Genomic DNA, 19,760 nt, shown 5'->3' on the forward strand with positions numbered 1-19,760 from the left:
CGCTATGAAAGAAGTATTGCTGCTCAAGTGCGGAGAGATTGTCCTAAAGGGACTCAACCGCAAAACCTTTGAAGACCGCCTGCTCAAAAATCTGTCCCGCCGCATGAAGCACGTGGCGGACTGCAATATCACGATGCGCCAGTCGGTCGTATACGTCGAAGTGCCCGAGGACGCGGACGCAGATGCAGTCATGGACTGCGCGCGCCATGTGTTCGGCTTTGCCACCATTTCACGCGCCGCGGTCTGCCCGGAAAAAACGCTCGAAAGCGTCATTGACACCGCGCAGAGCTATCTTGCGCCGCGCTTTGCACAGGCCAAGACCTTCAAGGTCGAGACCAAGCGCGGCGACAAGAAGTTCCCGATGACCTCGACCGAAATCAGCCAGCATGTCGGCGGCGAGCTGGCCGACCGTTTCCCGAAGGTGCGCCCCTACATGCACGGCCCCGACCTGACGGTCCATGTCGAAATCCGCGAAAAGTACGCCTTTGTGCACGCGGGTCCTGAACCGGGCGCGGGCGGTATGCCGATTGGCTCGAACGGGCGCGCGGCGCTCCTGCTTTCGGGCGGCATCGACAGTCCGGTTGCGGGATGGATGATGGCAAAACGCGGTTTGGAGCTGGTCGGCGTGCACTTTTTCAGCTATCCCTACACCTCGGAGCGCGCCAAGGAAAAGGTGCTCGAACTGGGCCGCAAACTGACCGCGTGGTGCGGCCGTATGAGCGTCATGGTCGTGCCGTTCACCAAGATTCAGGAGGAAATCCGTGAAAAGTGCCACGAGGAGCTGTTCACGCTCATCATGCGGCGCTTTATGATGCGCATTGCCGAGCGGGTCGCGGTCGAATACGGCTGCGGCGCGCTGATTACCGGTGAGTCGCTCGGTCAGGTCGCCAGTCAGACCATGCCCGCGATGGGCGTCACCGGCGCGGTGTGCGAGCTGCCTATCTTCCGCCCGTGCATCGGCATGGACAAGGAGGAAATTGTCACCATCGCGCGCAAAATCGACACCTTCGAAACCTCCATCCTGCCTTATGAGGACTGCTGCACGGTGTTTACCCCCAAGCATCCGAACACCAAACCCAAGATGCCCAAGATTCTGGAGGCCGAGAGCCATCTGGATGTGGATGCGCTGGTCGATGAGGCTGTCGCAGGTGTAGAAATTATTCACTTACCATGAGTATGGGGGGTTCAAAAGCCCCCTATATACGGAAGGCGGTTCCGTAGCAACCGCCTTCCGATACCCGAACGGCACTGCCCAAGGCAGCTGGGTCGTGGTATCAAAACCCACGCACATGTCGCGGGTTTTGATGGTTTGCGCGCAGCGCAAACCGAATTTCTATGCGCGCTTTGGTGCGAAAGGAGACGCAATTATGAACGCAGAACTCATTGCCGTCGGCACGGAAATCCTGCTGGGCGACATTGTCAACACGGATGCACAGGTCATCTCGCAGGGCCTGAGCGAACTCGGCATCAACGTATTTTACCAAACCGTCGTAGGCGACAACCCGGCGCGTCTGCGCCACGTCATAGAGACGGCGCGCGACCGTGCGGATATCATCATCACGACCGGCGGCCTTGGGCCGACGCTCGACGACCTGACCAAGGAGACGCTTGCGACCGTGTTCGGCCGCAAAATGGCGCTGCATCAGCCCTCGCTCGACCGCATCAAGGGTTTTTTCCAGACCATCGGCCGCGAAATGACCCCGAACAACGAAAAGCAGGCGTGGCTGCCCGAAGGCTGCACGGTATTCGTCAACGAGTGGGGCACCGCGCCCGGCTGTGCGTTTGAAGCCTATGGCAAGCATGTCCTCATGCTGCCCGGCCCCCCGCGAGAGTGCAACCCGATGTGGAAGGAATGCGCGATGCCCTATCTTTACAAGCTCGCAGGCGGCTGCATCGTTTCGCGCAACGTTCGCGTATTTGGCTTAGGCGAAAGCAATATGGAAACCATCCTGCATGACATGATGGCGGAAAGCACCAATCCGACGATTGCGCCTTACGCCAAAACCTCGGAGTGCTTTGCACGCGTGACCGCCAAGGCGGACACCCCGGAGGAATGCGAAAAGCTGCTTGAGCCGGTGGTTGAGAAAATCTGCGGCCTGCTGGGCGACGATGTGTACGGCGTGGACGTGGATTCTCTTGAGCAGGTCGTGGGCGACGGACTGCGCGCGTGCGGCATGACCCTTGCTGTGGCGGAAAGCTGCACGGGCGGCCTGCTGAGCAAGCGTATTACCGATGTGCCCGGCTGCTCGGATTACTACCTCGGCGGCGTGTGCTCGTATGCCAACGAGGTGAAAATGAAGGTGCTGGGCGTGAAAAAAGAGACGCTCGACACGGTCGGCGCGGTATCACCTGAGGTAGCCGAGCAGATGGCCGAGGGTGTGGCGAAGGCGCTCGGCGCAGATGTCGGCGTGGGCATCACAGGCGTAGCCGGACCGGGCGGCGGCACGGACGAAAAGCCGGTCGGATTGGTATATATCAGCATCTGGTGTAAGGGCCAGCACTTTACCCGCAAGATGAAGTCCACCAATGGCCGCGACCGCGTGCGCATGCAGGCGGCTTCCACTGCGCTCGATTTGATTCGCCGAAATATTTTCTGAACAAATAGTCTACATTTTGTCTGTTTTCTCGACATTTCCAGCCATTCCCTGTGGAAACCAAACAAAATTTTCATCAAAAAAGTCCAGCAATTGTGTAAAATTGCTGGACTTTTGTTTCCCCATGATGTATACTATATCTAACTAAAGTGAGAGGTATCTGCCTTAATCAGGGCGAAATGTACAAACAGTTGGAAAATTTTCGCAAAGACGCTTTATTTTGGCAGTTCAGAAGTGTAAGAAGTATAAAAGGGAGAGATGCGATATGAAGAAAACACCTGCAGCGCCGGCCTGTGAAAAGCGCAGCCAGCTTTTCTATTCGGGCAGGGACTGCCGCGCCTTTGATTATATGGGCGCCCATCCCTTTGAACAGGACGGCGAACCCGGCTACCTGTTCCGGGTATATGCCCCCGAAGCGGAGAAGGTTTCCGTCATGGGCGAGTTCAACGGCTGGAATCGCGATGTGGACTACATGACACGGGACGAGCAGGGCATCTGGGAAAAATTCATTCCGCATGTTTCCGAATACGCAGCATATAAGTATAGCGTATGGGCAAAATCGGGCGACGTATTCGACAAGTCCGACCCGTACGGCTTCCACAGTGAAACCCGTCCCGGCAACGCCTCTAAGGTATATGACATCGAGGGATATGAATGGAACGATGCGTCGTGGCTGGACTGGCGCAAGAATCATCTGCCCTATTCCAACCCAGTCAACATCTATGAATGCCATCTCGGTTCGTGGAAAATCCACGAGGACGGCAACTTCTATTCCTACCGTCAGCTCGCGGACGAGCTGGTGCCCTATGTCAAGGAAATGGGCTACACGCACATCGAGGTCATGCCGCTGACCGAGTATCCGTTCGACGGCTCGTGGGGCTATCAGGTCATCGGCTACTTTGCCGCAACCAGCCGCTACGGTACCCCCAAGGACCTGATGTACTTCATCGACAAGGCGCATCAGGCCGGCCTGGGCGTCATCATGGACTGGGTGCCCGCACACTTCCCCAAGGACGGCTGCGGTCTGGTCGAGTTTGACGGCTCTTACCTCTACGAATATGCCGACCCGCTCAAGATGGAGCATAAGGAATGGGGCACGCGCGTATTCGACTACGGCAAAACCTCAACCCGTAACCTGCTGTTCTCCTCAGCCATGTTCTGGATTGAGAAGTTTCATATGGACGGTCTGCGCGTAGACGCAGTCGCCTCCATGCTCTATCTCGACTACAACCGCCAGAACGAATGGCGGCCCAATATCCACGGCGGACGCGAAAACCTCGAGGCAATCGACTTTCTGCGTCTGCTCAACGAGTATATCCTGACCGACCATCCGGACGTCATGATGATAGCAGAAGAATCCACCGCATGGCCGATGGTGACCAAGCCCGGCTACGACGGCGGTCTCGGCTTCAACTTCAAGTGGAATATGGGCTGGATGAACGATATGCTGTGCTACTGCTCGGCCGACCCGTTCTTCCGCAAGGACATGCATGACAAAATCACCTTCTCGTTCATGTATGCATTCTCGGAAAATTACATTCTTCCGCTTTCGCACGACGAGGTCGTGCATGGCAAGTGCTCGCTGATCGCCAAGATGCCGCCTCCGTACGAAAATCAGTTCGGCGGCCTGCGCGCACTGTACGGTTACATGACCGCCCATCCAGGCAAAAAGATGCTGTTCATGGGCGGCGAGTTCGCCCAGTTCTCCGAATGGGCCTACCAGCGCGGACTGGACTGGATGCTGCTCGACTATCCCGCACATAAGCAAATGCAGACCTATGTCAAGGCGCTCAACCATTTTTATCTGGAAACTCCGCAGCTGTGGGAGCAGGACACCGACTGGCGCGGCTTCGAGTGGATCAGCCACGAGGATAACCGAAATAACATCATTGCCTTCCGCCGCATCGCCAAGGACGGCAGCGATATCGTAGTCGTTGTCAACTTCTCTCCGGAGATACAGGAAAATTACCGCATCGGCGTACCGCTCGCAGGAACCTATGAAGAGATCTTCTCCTCGGATAAGACGGAATTTGGCGGCAGCGGCATTGCAAACGGCAAGGTAAGAACCGACAGCAAAAAGCCCATGCACGGGCAGGAACAATCCATCAGCATTCACATTCCGCGCTTCGGCGTATTGTTCTTCAAAGGCAAACCGCGCGCCAAGCGCCGCACCAAGGCCGAAATCGAAGCCGCGAAAAAGGCAGCGGCAGCCAAAGCCGCCAAGTCTGCCAAGGGGACTCGCGCATCCTCCAAGGCCGTTTCCAAAACAGGAACCCGCGCAGTAGCCAAGACCGGCTCAAAGGCCGTGGCCAAAACCGGGGAAAAAGCGGTCGCAAAAACCGGCACAAAAGCAGTCACCAAGACCGGAGAAAAGGCGGTGGTCAAGGCAAGCGATGCCGGCAAGCAGGATTCTTAAAAGGGGACACGCCGAAAACGGCGTAAAAAATACGTAAACGGCAAAAAGGAGAGTTCATCAATGTATCGGAAAAAAGAATGCGTAGCCATGCTGCTCGCAGGCGGTCAGGGCAGCCGCCTTTATGTACTGACCAAAAAGGTCGCCAAGCCCGCGGTGCCGTTCGGCGGCAAGTACCGCATCATCGACTTCCCGCTTTCCAATTGCGTCAACTCCGGCATCGACACGGTCGGCGTACTGACCCAGTACGAGCCGCATGTGCTCAACGCTTACATCGGCTCCGGCCAGACCTGGGACCTCGACCGCCTGCGCGGCGGCGTATACGTCCTGCCGCCGTACCAGAAGGGCAAAACCTCCGAGTGGTACAAGGGAACCGCCAACGCCATCTATCAGAACATCCAGTTTATCGACGATTATGACCCCGAATATGTTCTGATTCTGTCGGGCGACCATATCTACAAGATGAACTATAATAAAATGCTCCAGCAGCACAAGGAAACCGGTGCAGATGCGACCATCGCCGTGCTGGACGTTCCGCTTACGGAAGCGTCCCGTTTCGGCATCATGAACTGCAAGCCGGACGGCACCATCTACGAATTTGAGGAGAAGCCCAAGAACCCGAAATCCACGCTGGCCTCCATGGGCATCTACATCTTCTCCTGGAAAAAGCTGCGCCAGTACCTGATTGATGATGAAGATAACTCCAAGTCCTCCAATGACTTCGGCAAGGATATCATTCCGGCGATGCTGAGCAACGGCGAAAAGCTGGTTTCTTATCGCTTCGAAGGCTATTGGAAGGATGTCGGCACGATCGAAAGCCTGTGGGAGGCCAATATGGATCTGCTCAGCCCGAACTCCGGCCTGAACCTGTCGGATGACAGCTGGAAGATCTACGGCCGCACCACCGGTTCTCCCCCGCATTTCACCGCCAAGAATGCATCCGTCAAGCACACCCTGCTCTCCGAGGGCTGCGAAATCGCAGGCGAGGTTTCCGAATCCGTCCTGTTCTCGGACGTCAAGATCGGAAAGGGCGCCAAGGTGGAATACTCCATCCTGATGCCGGGCGCGGTCATCGAGGAAGGCGCTACCGTGCGCTACTCTATTATCGCAGAAAACGCTGTCATCGCCAAGGATGCGGTCGTCGGCGGCAGCCCGTCGGACGGCGACGTGGATAAATGGGGCGTGGCCGTTGTCGCAGAAGGCGTGCGCATCGGCCGCGGCGCAAAGCTGGCCGCAAAAGAAATGGCAGACGAAGACCTGCCGGACGTAAAGTAAGGGGGCGGAAATGATGAACAGTGTTTTAGGCATCATCATCGCATTTGATAACGACAACGATCTCCGTGAGATCACCGAACACCGCACAGTCGGTGCGGTGCAGTGGGGCGGACGCTACCGCATCATCGACTTCATGCTGTCGAACATGGTAAACAGCGGCATTTACCGTGTGGGCGTTCTGATGAAGGACAAATACCAGTCCCTTATCGACCACATCGGCAACGCCAAGGATTGGGATCTGTCCCGCAAGAACTCGGGCGTGACACTGCTGCCGCCGTACTCCTATTCGAAGAAGGCGTCTCCGCTGGTGACCGGCGAATACCGCGGCAAGATTGACGCGCTGGCCGGTGCGGTCGACTTTTTGCAGAAGAACAAGGCGGATTATGTGGTCGTTGCAGACGGCGACATCGTCGGCAACATCCCGCTGGACGATGTCATCGATCGCCACATCAAGTCGGGCGCCGACCTGACCATGGTCTGCACCAAGAAACAAAAGGACTCTCCGTTCACCACTTATGTGGAGCTCAACCGCAAAAAGGAAGCGGTCGACATCCGTGTCGGCGACTCGAACGAGGGAAAATGCAAACACATCGCGCTGGGCGTGTATGTCATGAGCCGTCAGTACCTCATCCATATGCTGTCCGACTGCGTCACACATAACTGCATTCATTTCGAACGCGAGTTCCTGTCCCGTGCACTGATTGACGGTACCGTTGCCGGCTATCTGTTCAACGAATATGCCATCAAAATCGAGGATACGTTCGATTACTTCCGCTCCAACATGGATATGCTGGACAAGGATGTGCGTGACGAAGTATTCCTGCGCACCCGTCCGATTCTGACCCGCATCAAGGACGAAGCGCCCGCCTACTATGGCGACAAGGCCGTTGTGGAGGACAGCCTTATCGCAGACGGCTGCCGCATCGAGGGCACGGTGAAAAACTGCGTGCTGTTCCGCGATGTCGTCGTCGAAAAGGGCGCAGAAATCTGTGACTGCATCATCATGGAAGGCGGCCGCATCCTGTCGGATGCATCGCTGCGCCATGTCATTACCGACCGCAACGTCGTTATCCGCGACGGACGCACTATGATGGGCCACGAGAACTACCCCATTACAATCGCCAAAAACGCAACCGTTTGATAAAAACACGTTAAATTCGCTGCAAATGAGCGAAAAACACGGACTAAAAGCATGAGATGTTCGTGGAAATTCCCTATTTTGCAGAAAGGAAGAATCTAGTATAATAAAGATATACAGGTGCGGAAGCGGAGGCTCTGTTTCCGCGCCTCCTACTGGGGAGGCTCGGTTGTTATGAAAATTATGTATGTTACCAGCGAATGTGCCCCGTTCGTCAAAACCGGCGGTCTGGGCGACGTTGCCGGCTCACTGCCCAAGGCCCTTGCTGCAAAGGGACACGACGTGCGCGTATTCTGCCCACTGTATTCCGCTATCGGGCAGGAGTGGCGTGAAAAGTTCTACTACTTAAAGAACGCCTATGTCCGTCTGGGCTGGCGCAACCAGTACTGCGGCATTTTCCGCTATGGAGCGGACGGCGTAACCTATTACTTCATCGACAACGAATATTATTTTTCCCGCGGTCAGGTTTACGGCGAGTATGACGATGCGGAACGCTTTGCCTACTACTCCAAGGCAGTGCTTGAGGTGCTGCCCGATCTGGACTGGCGTCCGGATGTCATCAACTGCAACGACTGGCAGACCGCGCTTGTACCGGTTTACTATAACCTGATGTTCTCCTCCCGCCCGTTCTATGAGAACATCAAGACTGTGTTCACCATCCATAACATCCAGTATCAGGGTCGCTATGGCCGTGAAATCCTCGAATATGTGCTTGGTATCGACGATGCGCATTTCCGTTCTGGCTTCATGGCGATGGACGGCGACGTCAACCTGATGAAGGCCGCCATCGTGGCCTCCACCGCGGTCACTACGGTTTCACCCACCTATGCCAATGAAATCCAGACCGAATACTATGGCTACCGGCTCGATTCCGTGCTGCGCATGAACAGCTATAAACTGCACGGCATCCTAAACGGCATTGATATGGATGCCTTCAACCCGCAGACCGACCCCAAGATCTTCAAGAATTACGGTCCCCAAAACCCGGAGGACAAGAAGGTCAACAAACTTGAACTGCTCAAGCTGTGCGGTATTGAGGGCGACGAAAACACGCCGGTCATCGGCATGGTCACCCGCTTTGTCGACCAGAAGGGCCTGGATTTGATTGAAGCCGTGCTGCATGACATCCTGTCCGATGATCTGCGTCTGATTGTGCTGGGCAAGGGTGACTGGCGCTACGAGCAGATGTTCCTGGAAGCCAAGCGCCGCTATCCGAACAATATTTCGGCATCCATCATGTTCTCGGGTGATCTGGCAAACCGCATTTACGCGGGCGCAGATATGTTCCTGATGCCGTCCAAATTCGAGCCGTGCGGTCTGGCGCAGATGATTGCACTGCGCTACGGCACGATTCCGATTGTGCGCGAAACCGGCGGCCTGAAGGACACCGTACAGGCTTTCGTCGATTATGCGGGCACGGGCAACGGCTTTACTTTTGCCAGCTATAATGCACACGACATGCTGCACGTCATCCGCGAAGCCTGCGGCGTATTCCGCTACAACAAGCCCGCATGGAAGAAACTGATGCTGCAGGGCATGCAAAGTGATTTCAGCTGGGGCAGCTCGGCAGATAAATATATCGAGGTTTATCATTCTGCCCTTGGTTGGTAAGACCAATTCAGCAAATTAAGTGAGGAGACAAGAGAGACCATGTCAAAGAATCAGTACACAAAGACTGCTTTGAAGGAGGCCATTGCAGGTAAGCTGCAACGCCACTTCGGCCGCGAGGTTGCAGATGCCTCGAAGGAACAGGTTTACGAGGCATGCGCGCTCGTCGTGCGCGACGCGCTCACCGAGCATATGATTGAAACTCAGAATGAGGTTGAAAAATACGGAGAGCGACAGGTGCACTATCTGTGCATGGAATTTCTTGTGGGCCGCAGCCTGCGCAACAACGCCTACAATCTGGGCATCCTGCCCGCACTGACCGAGGCGCTGAAGGATATGGGCTATGAAATGGCCGATATTTTCGAAGAAGAAGCCGACCCCGGTCTGGGTAACGGCGGTCTGGGCCGTCTGGCAGCCTGCTATATGGACGGCATGGCGACCATCGGCGTGCGCGGCACCGGCTACTCCATCCGTTATGAACACGGTATCTTCAAGCAGAAGATTGAGGACGGCCAGCAGGTCGAGCTGCCGGACTCCTGGCTTGCGTCCGGCGATGTTTGGCACATTCCTGCCATGGATGATACCCGCGAGGTGAAAATCGGCGGTACGGTCAACACCTATTTTAACGATCAGGGCAAACTGGTTGTTGAATACCACGACTATACGCCGGTTCTGGCTGTCCCGTATGACATGCCGATTTCCGGCTACGATACCAACAACATTGCCTGCCTGCGCTTGTGGGAGGCCAAAAGCCCGATTGCGCTGGACATGAAGCTGTTCTCCTCGGGCGAATACCTCAAGGCGCTTGAAAAACACGCGATGGCGGAAACTATCTCGATGGTGCTGTATCCGGAGGATAACCACCGCGAGGGCCAGTCCCTGCGTCTTAAGCAGCAGTATTTCCTGGTATCCGCAACCCTGCAGGATATCTGCGCCAAGCACAAGGCCAAGTACGGTACGCTGGCAAACTTCGCGCACAAGCACGTGCTGCATATCAATGATACCCACCCGACGCTGGTTATCCCCGAACTCATGCGCATCCTGATGGACGAAAACGACATGAGCTGGGAGAATGCATGGAACATCACCAGCCAGTCGGTTGCGTACACCAACCACACGGTTATGCCCGAAGCACTGGAGTGCTGGCCGGTATCGCTGGTGCAGGAGCTGATGCCCCGCATCATGCAGATCATTTATGAGATCAATGAGCGCTTCTGCAAGGAGCTGTGGAACTACTTCCCGAACGATTTCCAGAAGATTTCCAAGCTGGCCATCGTAGCGGATAATATTGTCCGTATGGCACATCTGGCAATCGCCGGCTCTTTCTCGATTAACGGTGTATCCGCGCTGCACTCTGAAATCCTCAAGGACCGCGTATTCAACGATTTCTATAAGATTTACTCCTCCAAGTTCTGCAATGTCACCAACGGTATTGCGCACCGCCGCTGGCTGTGCGAGGCAAACCCGGAGCTGGCTGAGCTGATTGAGGGCAAGATTGGCAAGGGCTACCGCAAGCATCCGTCCGAGCTGCAGGTGCTCGCCAACTACGGCAACGACAAGGCGCTGCTCCAGCGTTTGGGCGAAATTAAACGCCACAACAAGCAGCGTCTGGCGGACTATATTAAGGCGCACAACGACATTGAAGTCAATATGGACTCGATTTTTGACGTACAGGTCAAACGTCTGCACGAGTACAAGCGTCAGATGCTCAACATCCTGCACATTATCTCGCTGTACCACAAGCTGAAGGATAATCCGGGCATGGAGTTCGTGCCGCGTACCTTTATCTTCGGCTCCAAGGCTGCGCCGGGCTATGCAGTGGCGAAAAAGACCATCCGTCTGATTAACTCCATTGCCAATATGATCAACAACGATCCGGATATCGGCGACAAACTCAAGGTCGTGTTCATCGAGGACTATAAGGTATCTCTGGCCGAAATGATCATGCCGGCAGCCGAGGTTTCCGAGCAGATCTCCATCGCAGGCAAGGAAGCATCCGGTACGGGTAACATGAAGTTCATGATGAACGGCGCGCTCACCATCGGCACGATGGATGGCGCAAATGTTGAAATCTGCGAGGCGGTCGGCCGTGAGAACATCTTCATCTTCGGCATGGAGACCCCCGAGGCAGAGGCGCTGGCGGCATCCGGCAACTACGAGCCGATGCTGATTTACCAGAACGATCCGGTTATCAAGCGTGTACTTGACCATATGATTCACGGCTTTGGCGACGGCGTAGACTACACCGATTTGGCCAACCTGTTGCTGCACGGCGGCAACGGTGGTCCGGCTGACCGCTACATGAGCCTGAAGGACTTCTCCTCCTACGCGATCGCGCAGGAGCGCGTCAGCGAGATGTACCGCCACGCGGAGAACTGGAACTATATGTCGCTGATGAACATTGCAAATTCCGGCCGTTTTGCGGCCGACCGCTCGGTTGCCGAGTATGCGCAGAACATCTGGCGCGTCAAGACCAACTTTGCATTTTAAAAACTTCGATGGAAGCATACCGCTTCCATCGAGTTTAGGACGCACCGCGCGCTGCGCGGATGCGTCCCAAGCAAGAAAAGTTCCGATACACGAAACTTTTCTTCACCCTTATATAAAAAGGCAGGCATATGTCCTGTCTTTTTATGATTTTCGGGTGGTTTTGCCCGAAATTCTATTGCATGCGCGCCTTACGACGCGAAAAAAGGACGCTTTTCAGCGTCCTTTTTCATTTTGCATATTTTTAGCCAAGCACGCCCAGATGCTCCAACAGAATTTTCAGACCCATCAAGATGAGCACCACGCCGCCGAACAGCTCAGCACGCGACTTATACTTTGCGCCGAATACATGCCCAACCTTGACGCCGATGCAAGACAGCACAAAAGTCGTGCAGCCAATCAAGCAGACTGCTGGAATAATCTCCACCTGCAAAAACGCAAACGTCACGCCAACGGCCAACGCATCAATGCTGGTCGCCACCGCAAGCGGCAGCATCGTGGCAAAGGAAAACGAATCGCTGAGATTCTCCTCGTCAGTATCGCGCGACTCGCGCACCATATTGCCGCCGATGAGCGCCAGCAGCACAAACGCGATCCAGTGGTCAACACTGGTGATCAGCGCCTGGAAGCGCACGCCCAACACGAACCCAACAAGCGGCATCAGCGCTTGAAATCCACCGAAATACGCGCCCGTAATCAAAGCATGCCGCGGGCGCAGCGTACGCACGCTCAGCCCTTTGCAGATGGAAACCGCAAAGGCATCCATCGACAGACCGACCGCAATGATAAATAACTCCAGTAAACCCATTTTCTTGTCCTCCTTGTCGTTAGCAGCGCCGAACGGGCATAAAAAAAGAGACCCATCCGCCGTAAAAACAGATAAGTCTCGTCATTTCATGCAGAACCAGAGGACATCCTCCTCAGTATGTTGGCCCTACCGCGCGGGGTGGAACAAATCCGCGCCGACTACTCCCTTATTACCGCCTATGATACCATATGCGGCGAATAAAGTCAATATCACCCGAGGAAATCGGCGCGCAGGGCTTATCCCCGGCGCAGCCGTTCCTCCATGTAGTCATGCGCGCGGTTTTCCAGCGTATCGTCGAGCGGCGTGAGCGGTTCGTCGCTACCATATTTGTAACGCAGCGCGGTGTGCAGAATAAAGTCGCACAACACGGGATTTTTGGGCAAAAGCGAACCGTGCGAATAGGTCGCAAACACGTTTTTATAGCGCGCGCCTTCGGTTTGGTCCTCACCATTGTTGCCATAGCCTTTGAGCATCATGCCCAGCGGGGCCACATCCTCACCCAGATAGGTCTTGCCCGAGTGATTCTCAAAGCCAACTACGATAGTACCGCCGCTTTCAGGTGTGGTACGGTACATATAGTTGCCAATCATACGCTCTTTTGCACCAATCGTATGCACATTGATGGCGCCGATAAAGTCCAGCTGATTGCCGTCCCATGTTTTATAATACTGCCCCAGCATCTGGTAGCCGCCGCAGATGGCAAGAAACACTTTTCCCTCTTCAACCGCCGTGCAGATATCGCGGCCCTTGCCCGATGCAAGGTCGCGCAGCAGCACCTCCTGCTCGAAGTCCTGCCCGCCGCCAATGAAGAAGATATCGTGTTTGTCAATATCAATCGGCTGGCCGATGGAGCACTCTTCAACCGCGACCCCAATGCCACGGGCTTCCAGCCGCCGTTTCATGGTGATGATGTTGCCCCGGTCGCCGTACAGGTTCAAAATATCAGGGTACAGGTGGCAGATATTCAGTTGCATGTCGTCCCCTCCCCTTATTCGTAAAACGCTTTCACATCGGTGTGTTTGGCAATCTCGCCGCGCAAATCAAACATTGCCGTATAAGTCGGCATCAGGAATGCAGGCGTTTCATCCGCGCCCACCTGCTCGAGCAACGCGTCATACTCCCGGACCACCTCAATGCGGTCGGTTGTAAAGCCTGCATACTTCAGGCGCAGCGCCATATCGTCCGCACGCACACCCGAGACAAGAATGCGCGTAAAGCGCGCCTCCTGCTCAGCCAGCGCCTCAAAATCCACGTCCCAAATCCAGCTGATGTCCGTGCCGTCCGCAAAGCGGTCATTGAGCAGAAAAGCCAGCTTACAGGTACCCCTGTCGTGTGCAATCAGATTGATGACCTGATTAAAGCCCGCCGGGTTTTTCACCAGCATCATACGCGCCTGCGCCTTACCCAGCGTGAACTGCTCAGCACGGCCAAAGCCGCACTCAAACTGACCCAGCGCGCTGACCGCGGTTTCCTCGTCGATGCCGACGACATGCGATACTGCCGCCGCTGCCGCCGCGTTATAGATGTTGTAGCCGCCCGGCAAATTGACATGCACCTCGTGCACACGGCCGCAGATGGACAGCTCTATATCAGACGAATCCGCGCCCGAGGACAGAATTTTCGTCGCCGCTACATCCGGCTCATGCCGGTGATAGCCGCATTTGGGGCAGCGGAACCCACCCAGATGGCCGTAGGTGATATAGTCGTACTGATATTCGGTCTTGCAGTGAATGCAGTAGGGCGCATCAGACAACTCATGCGCTGCATTTTCATAAATCGGAACGTTGACACCAAACCACAGCACCTTGTTTGGAATTTTCTCCGCAAGCGAGGCGGTCAGCGAACAGTCCGCATTCAGGCACAGCGTCGCGTCCGGCACATGAGTGATACCCTCGCGGATGGCGTTTAACGTATGCGTAATTTCGCCATAGCGGTCGAGCTGGTCACGAAAAATATTGTTGACAACAAGGCACTCGACCGGTAGAAACTCGCTTGTTTTACGGAATGCGGCTTCGTCGCACTCAATCAGCGCGTGCGTATACGGGCATTTGCCCGAAATCGTGCAGTGCTGCGCGAACACCGCAATGATGCCGGTCAGCAGGTTTGCACCCGATTTGTTGGAAAAGTATTTCAGTCCCGCATCGGCAAATGCCTGCTCAATCATGCGCGAGGTGGTGGTTTTGCCGTTGGTGCCGGTCACGACCGTGACCTTCACGCCACGCGACAGCTCCCCGAGGATATTTTTGTCGATTTTAAGCGCCAGCTTGCCGGGCAGATTGGTACCACCGCGCCCGAGTTTGCGCAAAACCGCGCCCGAGGCCTTGCACACCGCAACGGCCAGCCGGGTTTTCAGCTTCATAGAATAACCCCTCTATCTGTCAATTTCATATAAAAGAAGTATACCGCATTTTCCCGCATAGTACAAGCATGGAAATCCATCGCCCATAGCATTCTGCACAAAATCTGAGCAAAAATTTTATCAGTTTGGCAAAGCACCGCTGGAAAACCATCGCAAAATAAAATGCACAAAAAAACAATGTTTTATTTGTGAAAAGATACCGGAGTGCATTGTTATATGTACGAATTCGCGCAAAACCCCTTGCATTGACAGACAGATATTGTATAATTTAGATAGTGGCTTTTGCCAAATAACAGGATGAGGTGAATTCCAATGGATTATATGTCGGAATACAAGCGCTGGCTGGACAGCGAAGCGCTTTCAGAAGAGGAGCGCGCAGAGCTGCGCGCAGTAGAGAATAACAAGGAAGAAATCGAAAGCCGCTTTTTTGCGCCCCTGTCATTTGGCACTGCAGGTCTGCGCGGCGTGCTGGGCATCGGACTGAACCGCATGAACCGCTTCACGGTCGGACAGGCTGCGCAAGGTCTTGCCAAGCTCATTGTTTCGAACGGACAGACTGCGATGGATCGCGGCGTTGCCATCGCCTATGACAGCCGCCACTTCTCGCCTGAGTTTGCCAAGCAGTCTGCCTGCATCCTGGCGGCAAACGGCATCAAGGCGTTGCTGTTCGATGAGCTGCGCCCCACGCCTGAGCTGTCTTTTTCCATTCGCCACTACGGCTGCATTGCCGGTATCAACATCACCGCGTCCCACAACCCCAAGGAGTACAATGGCTATAAGGTCTATTGGGAGGACGGCGCACAGCTGCCGCCCGCTGAAGCCGATGTAGTCGCCAAGGAGATGGCGGCGACCGATATCTTTACCGGCGTCAAGACCATGGACTATGACAAAGCGGTTGCGGACGGCATGATCCGCATTCTGAGCCGGGAAACCGACGAGGCATATCTCGGCGAAGTTATCAAGGTTGCGGTCAATCCGGACTGTGTCAAGCAGGTTGCGGACGAGTTCAAACTTGTCTACACCCCGTTCCACGGTGCGGGCTATCGTTTGGTGCCCGAAATTCTGCGCCGTCTGGGCTACAAGCACATTCTCTGCGAACCTGAGCAAATGAAGATCGACGGCGACTTCCCGACCGTCAAGAACCCGAACCCGGAGTACAAAGAAGGCTTTAACCTCGCCATTGAGCTGGCAAAACAGAATGACGTAGACCTCATCATCGGCACCGACCCGGATGCCGACCGCACCGGCATTGTCCTCAAAGACAAGACCGGCGATTACGTCACCCTGTCGGGCAATCAGGTGGGCGTGCTGCTGACCGACTATATCATCACCGCCAAGAAGCTGACGGGTACCATGCCTGCGCATCCGGCGGTACTCAAGAGCATCGTCACCACCGAAATGGCACGTGCAGCTGCGAACAAAAACGGCGTGGACTGCTTTGATACGTTCACCGGCTTCAAGTTCCTGGCAGAAAAAATCAAGCAGTTTGAAACGACCGGTTCGCACGAATACATCTTCGCCTTTGAGGAATCCTACGGCTACCTGTGCGGCGATTATGCGCGCGACAAGGACGCGGTCACCGCTTCCATGCTGATCGCGGAAATGGCAGCCTACTACCGCACACAGGGAAAGACGCTGTACGATGCAATGGAAGAGATGTACGAGAAGTACGGCTATTATTGTGAGCAGACTGTCTCCATCACCATGCCCGGTGTGTCCGGCCTGCAGCGTATGAAAGAGCTGATGGCTGAACTGCGCGACAAGCCGCTGACGACGATTGGCGCGGATAAGGTCGAGTACACCCGCGACTATATGCCTGGTACACGCACCTGCATGGCGGACGGCAAGGTCGAACAGATGGAGCTCAAGGGCCAGAACGTCATGTACTACGAGCTGGAGGGCGGCACGACGTTCATCATCCGTCCGTCCGGCACCGAACCCAAGGTCAAGGTTTATATCATGGCCAAGGGCGACAGCAAGGCAGATGCCGCCTCCAAGGTGGAGTCACTGGTGGCTGCTGCTAAGGAGATTGTCAAGTAAAAAATGCCATAAAAAGAGGGAAACCAATCGGTTTCCCTCTTTTTGCATGATATTGCAGTTGAATCATTTACTTTTCTCTGCGCCAAGTCGCCGGAGCGAACAGCAGCAGCATCGGGAACACTTCCAGACGGCCCGCAAGCATATCGAACATCAGGACAATCTTGCTGAAGGGCGAGAAAAAGCCGAAGTTTGCCGCCGGACCAACCAGCTCCAGACCCGGGCCGACGTTGTTGAGCGTCGCCGCAACCGCCGTAAAGTTGGTAATCAGTTCTTGGTTGGTAATCGACAGCAGCAGCACCGACAGGATAAACAGCAGCAAATAGGCAATCATGAACACGTTAACCGAACGCATAACCTCATGCTGCACGCGGCGACCGTCCATCTTGTTGACACGCACTGCGCGCGGATGGATGAGAAACTGCATTTCCTTACGAATGCTCTTGCACATCAGCAGAATACGTGAGCATTTCATGCCGCCGCCGGTCGAACCGGCGCACGCACCAATGAACATCAAAAGCACCAGCAAGGCCTTGCTGAATGCCGGCCACTGGTTAAAATCCACCGTGGAAAAGCCGGTGGTGGTGATGATGGACGCCACCTGAAAAGCGGCATGATGGAAACTCTCAAAAAAGCTCGAAAACATCGGCCGGACGTTGATAGCAATCAACACAGACGAGGCAATAATCACGCCCAGATAGACGCGCACCTCTTCAATACGAAAGGCATTTTTCCAGCGCCGCATGAGCAGCAGAAAATAAACGCTGAAGTTGATGCCGAACAAAACCATAAAAATCGTAACAACGCCTTGCAGATAATAGCTGTCGTAGTACGCAATCGAGCTGTTCCAAATGCCGAAGCCGCCCGTACCTGCGGTTGCCATTGAGGTGCAGGCCGCATCAAACAGCGGCATACCGCCTAGCATCAGCAGTACAATCTCCAGCACGGTCATGCCAAAATAGATGCCGTACAGATACATAGCAGTATCTCGGAGATGGGGTGAGAGCTTATTGACCGACGGACCAGGGCTTTCCGCACGCATCAGGTGGATGGTCTGCCCGCCAGCCAGCGGCAGCACAATCAGCATGAACACCAGCACACCCATGCCGCCGACCCAGTGGGTCAGACTGCGCCAAAGCAGCGATGCATGCGAAAGCGCTTCTACGTCGCTCAGAATGGTGGCGCCGGTGGTGGTGAATCCTGAAATTGTTTCAAACAACGCGTCCACCACAAACGGAATTTCTCCGCTGAACATAAACGGCAGTGCGCCAGTCAGCGCCAGCATAATCCAGCACAGCGCCACAGTGACAAAGCCCTCGCGGGCGTAAAAGCGGGTGTTCTCCGGACGCTTATGGCAAAACAAAGCGGAAAATATCAGACAAATCACAGCGGCTGCAAGATAAGCCATCACAACGGGTTCGCGGTACAGGATGGCAGTCAGCATGGGAAGGAGCAGGAACAGGGATTCCACGCCCAGCATCCAGCCGATCAGATAGCGTACCATAGCATGATTCATTGCTCTGTATCCTCCGTCGTCTCCGGCTGGAAAATATCCTGTAAATCATTCATGCCGCGCCGGGTAGATACCACGATCACCGTATCGCCTTCCCGCAGCACATCACGGCCGCGTGGAATGATACGGCGTCCTTTACGGTTGATGCAGCACAGCAGCACATCCGGTCGAATAGGCATATCCTGCAGCGGAACGCCAATCAAATCGTGCGCCGCCACACGGAATTCGAGCGCTTCCGCACCGCCCAGTTGATGCAGCGTTTCCACATTCGATCCCATGGAGTTCTGCATCGCGCGGGTATACTGGCCAATCAGTTCGGCCGTTGTCTGCTTGGGGCGAACAACTGTACCGATGGGCAGGCTTTCAATGACCTCTTCAAAGTTCACACGGTTGACCTTGGTGAATAGCTTGGCCTTGGAATGCCGTCCCGCATGCAGCGCAAGCAGGATATTTTCCTCGTCCATACCGGTCAGTGCCGCAAACGCCTCACAGCTGGCCAATCCTTCTTCATCGAGCAAATCGCGATCCGTGCCGTCACCATGGATAATGGTTGCACCCGGCAACAATTCGGAAAGCGCCTCGCAGCGCTCCAGACGATTTTCGATGATTTTAACCGAAATACCGGTATCAATTAGCATTTTTGCAAGGAAATAAGAGATTTTTCCGCCGCCAATCAGCATTGCCGAGCGAATATGATCGTTCGCCACGCCAATCTGACGGAAAAAGTCCGTCTGCTCGCTCGGCGGAACGATCACCGTGACATCATCGCCCGCGCACAGAATAAAATCCCCCTTTGGAATAAACGTCTGTCCCTCGCGGCGTACCATGCAGAGCAGCGCATTGGTGCGTAGCAGCGGATTAACTTCACAAACCGCCATACCGTTCAAACGGGAACTGTCTGGAATGCGGATATCGAGCAGCTCAATGCGCCCCTTCGCAAAGGTGCTCACGCCGATCGCCGACGGAAAACGAATCAGGCGTGAAACCACACGCGCTGTGGACATTTCCGGGTTGATAACCATGGACAAGCCCAACTCATCCCGAATAAAGCCGACCTCCGACACATATTCCGGGTCGCGCACACGCGCGATGGTGTGACAGCCCGCCGCCTTGCTGGCAATCAGGCAGGAAAGCAGGTTGATCTCATCATGCGTAGTGACCGCGATCAACAGGTCGGTTTCCCGCACGCCCGCCTCCTCCAATACGTGATAACTCGTTCCGCTGCCGGTAACTGAAGTTAAATCCAGCGTGTTGGTCAGCTCGGTGAGCCGACGCTCGGACAGGTCGATGAGGGTCAGGTCGTGTCCTTCTGCGGAAAGCTGTTCCGCCAATGCCGAACCAACCTTACCACAGCCTACAATAATGATGCGCATGGTGCGCCTCCGATCTCTCTTTTTACAGGGTACATAATATACATAGCGATTATAGCGTTTTAACAGCAAAAAAGCAATATCTCTGACAAGCGAAAACGAATCTTTGCGTTTTTTTAGCGCGCTTTTCCGCGTATCGTTGACCGCTGCGTCAAATA

General features: G+C 55.0%; 13 protein-coding genes. 8 read left to right on the forward strand and 5 right to left on the reverse strand.

From position 1 onward, the window contains the following. Positions 1-4 precede the first annotated feature (4 nt). From thiI to ACTQ34_RS02235, 7 genes are all read left to right on the forward strand, one after another. Entirely contained in the window at positions 5-1,174 is a 1,170-nt protein-coding gene (gene thiI, locus ACTQ34_RS02205; protein WP_441362293.1) for a tRNA uracil 4-sulfurtransferase ThiI, read from the forward strand. A 193-nt stretch (positions 1,175-1,367) separates the two neighbouring features. Continuing rightward, entirely contained in the window at positions 1,368-2,597 is a 1,230-nt protein-coding gene (locus ACTQ34_RS02210; protein ID WP_441362294.1) for a competence/damage-inducible protein A, read from the forward strand. A gap of 262 nt (positions 2,598-2,859) precedes the next feature. Further along, positions 2,860-5,010: a 1,4-alpha-glucan branching protein GlgB gene (gene glgB / locus ACTQ34_RS02215; protein WP_441362295.1), complete on the forward strand. Its 2,151-nt coding sequence runs from the start codon at positions 2,860-2,862 to the stop codon at positions 5,008-5,010. Positions 5,011-5,070: 60 nt separating this feature from the next. Then, a complete protein-coding gene (locus ACTQ34_RS02220) occupies positions 5,071-6,282 on the forward strand; it encodes a glucose-1-phosphate adenylyltransferase (RefSeq protein ID WP_441362296.1) in 1,212 nt (403 codons plus the stop codon). A 13-nt stretch (positions 6,283-6,295) separates the two neighbouring features. Further along, complete coding sequence (glgD, locus tag ACTQ34_RS02225) at positions 6,296-7,423, forward strand: glucose-1-phosphate adenylyltransferase subunit GlgD (RefSeq protein WP_441362297.1); 1,128 nt, start codon at positions 6,296-6,298, stop codon at positions 7,421-7,423. A 171-nt stretch (positions 7,424-7,594) separates the two neighbouring features. After that, complete coding sequence (glgA, locus tag ACTQ34_RS02230) at positions 7,595-9,031, forward strand: glycogen synthase GlgA (RefSeq protein ID WP_441362298.1); 1,437 nt, start codon at positions 7,595-7,597, stop codon at positions 9,029-9,031. Between the two features lie 39 nt (positions 9,032-9,070). Next, positions 9,071-11,518 carry a glycogen/starch/alpha-glucan phosphorylase gene (locus tag ACTQ34_RS02235; protein WP_441362299.1) on the forward strand — a complete coding sequence of 816 codons (2,448 nt, stop codon included), beginning with the start codon at positions 9,071-9,073 and terminating at the stop codon, positions 11,516-11,518. 241 nt (positions 11,519-11,759) lie between these two features. Here ACTQ34_RS02235 and ACTQ34_RS02240 read toward each other — a convergent pair whose 3' ends face one another. From ACTQ34_RS02240 to ACTQ34_RS02250, 3 genes are all read right to left on the reverse strand, one after another. After that, positions 11,760-12,323 (reverse strand): manganese efflux pump MntP, encoded by a 564-nt coding sequence (locus ACTQ34_RS02240; protein ID WP_441362300.1) that lies wholly within the window; start codon positions 12,321-12,323, stop codon positions 11,760-11,762. Positions 12,324-12,559: 236 nt separating this feature from the next. Beyond that, the gene (locus tag ACTQ34_RS02245; protein ID WP_441362301.1) at positions 12,560-13,297 is read right to left on the reverse strand and encodes a type 1 glutamine amidotransferase; all 738 of its coding nucleotides are present in this window, start codon (positions 13,295-13,297) and stop codon (positions 12,560-12,562) included. Positions 13,298-13,311: 14 nt separating this feature from the next. Continuing rightward, positions 13,312-14,682: a MurT ligase domain-containing protein gene (locus ACTQ34_RS02250; RefSeq protein WP_441362302.1), complete on the reverse strand. Its 1,371-nt coding sequence runs from the start codon at positions 14,680-14,682 to the stop codon at positions 13,312-13,314. A 312-nt stretch (positions 14,683-14,994) separates the two neighbouring features. Between ACTQ34_RS02250 and ACTQ34_RS02255 the strand changes: the two genes are divergently transcribed. Next, a complete protein-coding gene (locus ACTQ34_RS02255; RefSeq protein ID WP_441362303.1) occupies positions 14,995-16,722 on the forward strand; it encodes a phospho-sugar mutase in 1,728 nt (575 codons plus the stop codon). Between the two features lie 67 nt (positions 16,723-16,789). Here the strand turns inward: ACTQ34_RS02255 and ACTQ34_RS02260 are convergent, their stop codons facing one another. Further along, on the reverse strand, positions 16,790-18,235 hold the full coding sequence (locus tag ACTQ34_RS02260) for a TrkH family potassium uptake protein (protein ID WP_441362304.1): 1,446 nt from the start codon (positions 18,233-18,235) through the stop codon (positions 16,790-16,792). Then, positions 18,232-19,605 carry a Trk system potassium transporter TrkA gene (gene trkA / locus ACTQ34_RS02265; RefSeq protein ID WP_441362305.1) on the reverse strand — a complete coding sequence of 458 codons (1,374 nt, stop codon included), beginning with the start codon at positions 19,603-19,605 and terminating at the stop codon, positions 18,232-18,234. The genes ACTQ34_RS02260 and trkA overlap by 4 nt, the downstream gene beginning before the upstream one ends. Positions 19,606-19,760 lie beyond the last annotated feature (155 nt).

Origin of the sequence: Agathobaculum sp. LCP25S3_E8, assembly GCF_052117165.1 — a bacterium.
Lineage (GTDB): Bacteria > Bacillota > Clostridia > Oscillospirales > Butyricicoccaceae > Agathobaculum.

Coding starts and splice junctions, on each gene's coding strand:
- thiI (WP_441362293.1), top strand. CDS start 5: ATGAAAGAAGTATTGCTGCTCAAGTGCGGAGAGATTGTCCTAAAGGGA.
- ACTQ34_RS02210 (WP_441362294.1), top strand. CDS start 1,368: ATGAACGCAGAACTCATTGCCGTCGGCACGGAAATCCTGCTGGGCGAC.
- glgB (WP_441362295.1), top strand. CDS start 2,860: ATGAAGAAAACACCTGCAGCGCCGGCCTGTGAAAAGCGCAGCCAGCTT.
- ACTQ34_RS02220 (WP_441362296.1), top strand. CDS start 5,071: ATGTATCGGAAAAAAGAATGCGTAGCCATGCTGCTCGCAGGCGGTCAG.
- glgD (WP_441362297.1), top strand. CDS start 6,296: ATGAACAGTGTTTTAGGCATCATCATCGCATTTGATAACGACAACGAT.
- glgA (WP_441362298.1), top strand. CDS start 7,595: ATGAAAATTATGTATGTTACCAGCGAATGTGCCCCGTTCGTCAAAACC.
- ACTQ34_RS02235 (WP_441362299.1), top strand. CDS start 9,071: ATGTCAAAGAATCAGTACACAAAGACTGCTTTGAAGGAGGCCATTGCA.
- ACTQ34_RS02240 (WP_441362300.1), bottom strand. CDS start 12,323: ATGGGTTTACTGGAGTTATTTATCATTGCGGTCGGTCTGTCGATGGAT.
- ACTQ34_RS02245 (WP_441362301.1), bottom strand. CDS start 13,297: ATGCAACTGAATATCTGCCACCTGTACCCTGATATTTTGAACCTGTAC.
- ACTQ34_RS02250 (WP_441362302.1), bottom strand. CDS start 14,682: ATGAAGCTGAAAACCCGGCTGGCCGTTGCGGTGTGCAAGGCCTCGGGC.
- ACTQ34_RS02255 (WP_441362303.1), top strand. CDS start 14,995: ATGGATTATATGTCGGAATACAAGCGCTGGCTGGACAGCGAAGCGCTT.
- ACTQ34_RS02260 (WP_441362304.1), bottom strand. CDS start 18,235: ATGAATCATGCTATGGTACGCTATCTGATCGGCTGGATGCTGGGCGTG.
- trkA (WP_441362305.1), bottom strand. CDS start 19,605: ATGCGCATCATTATTGTAGGCTGTGGTAAGGTTGGTTCGGCATTGGCG.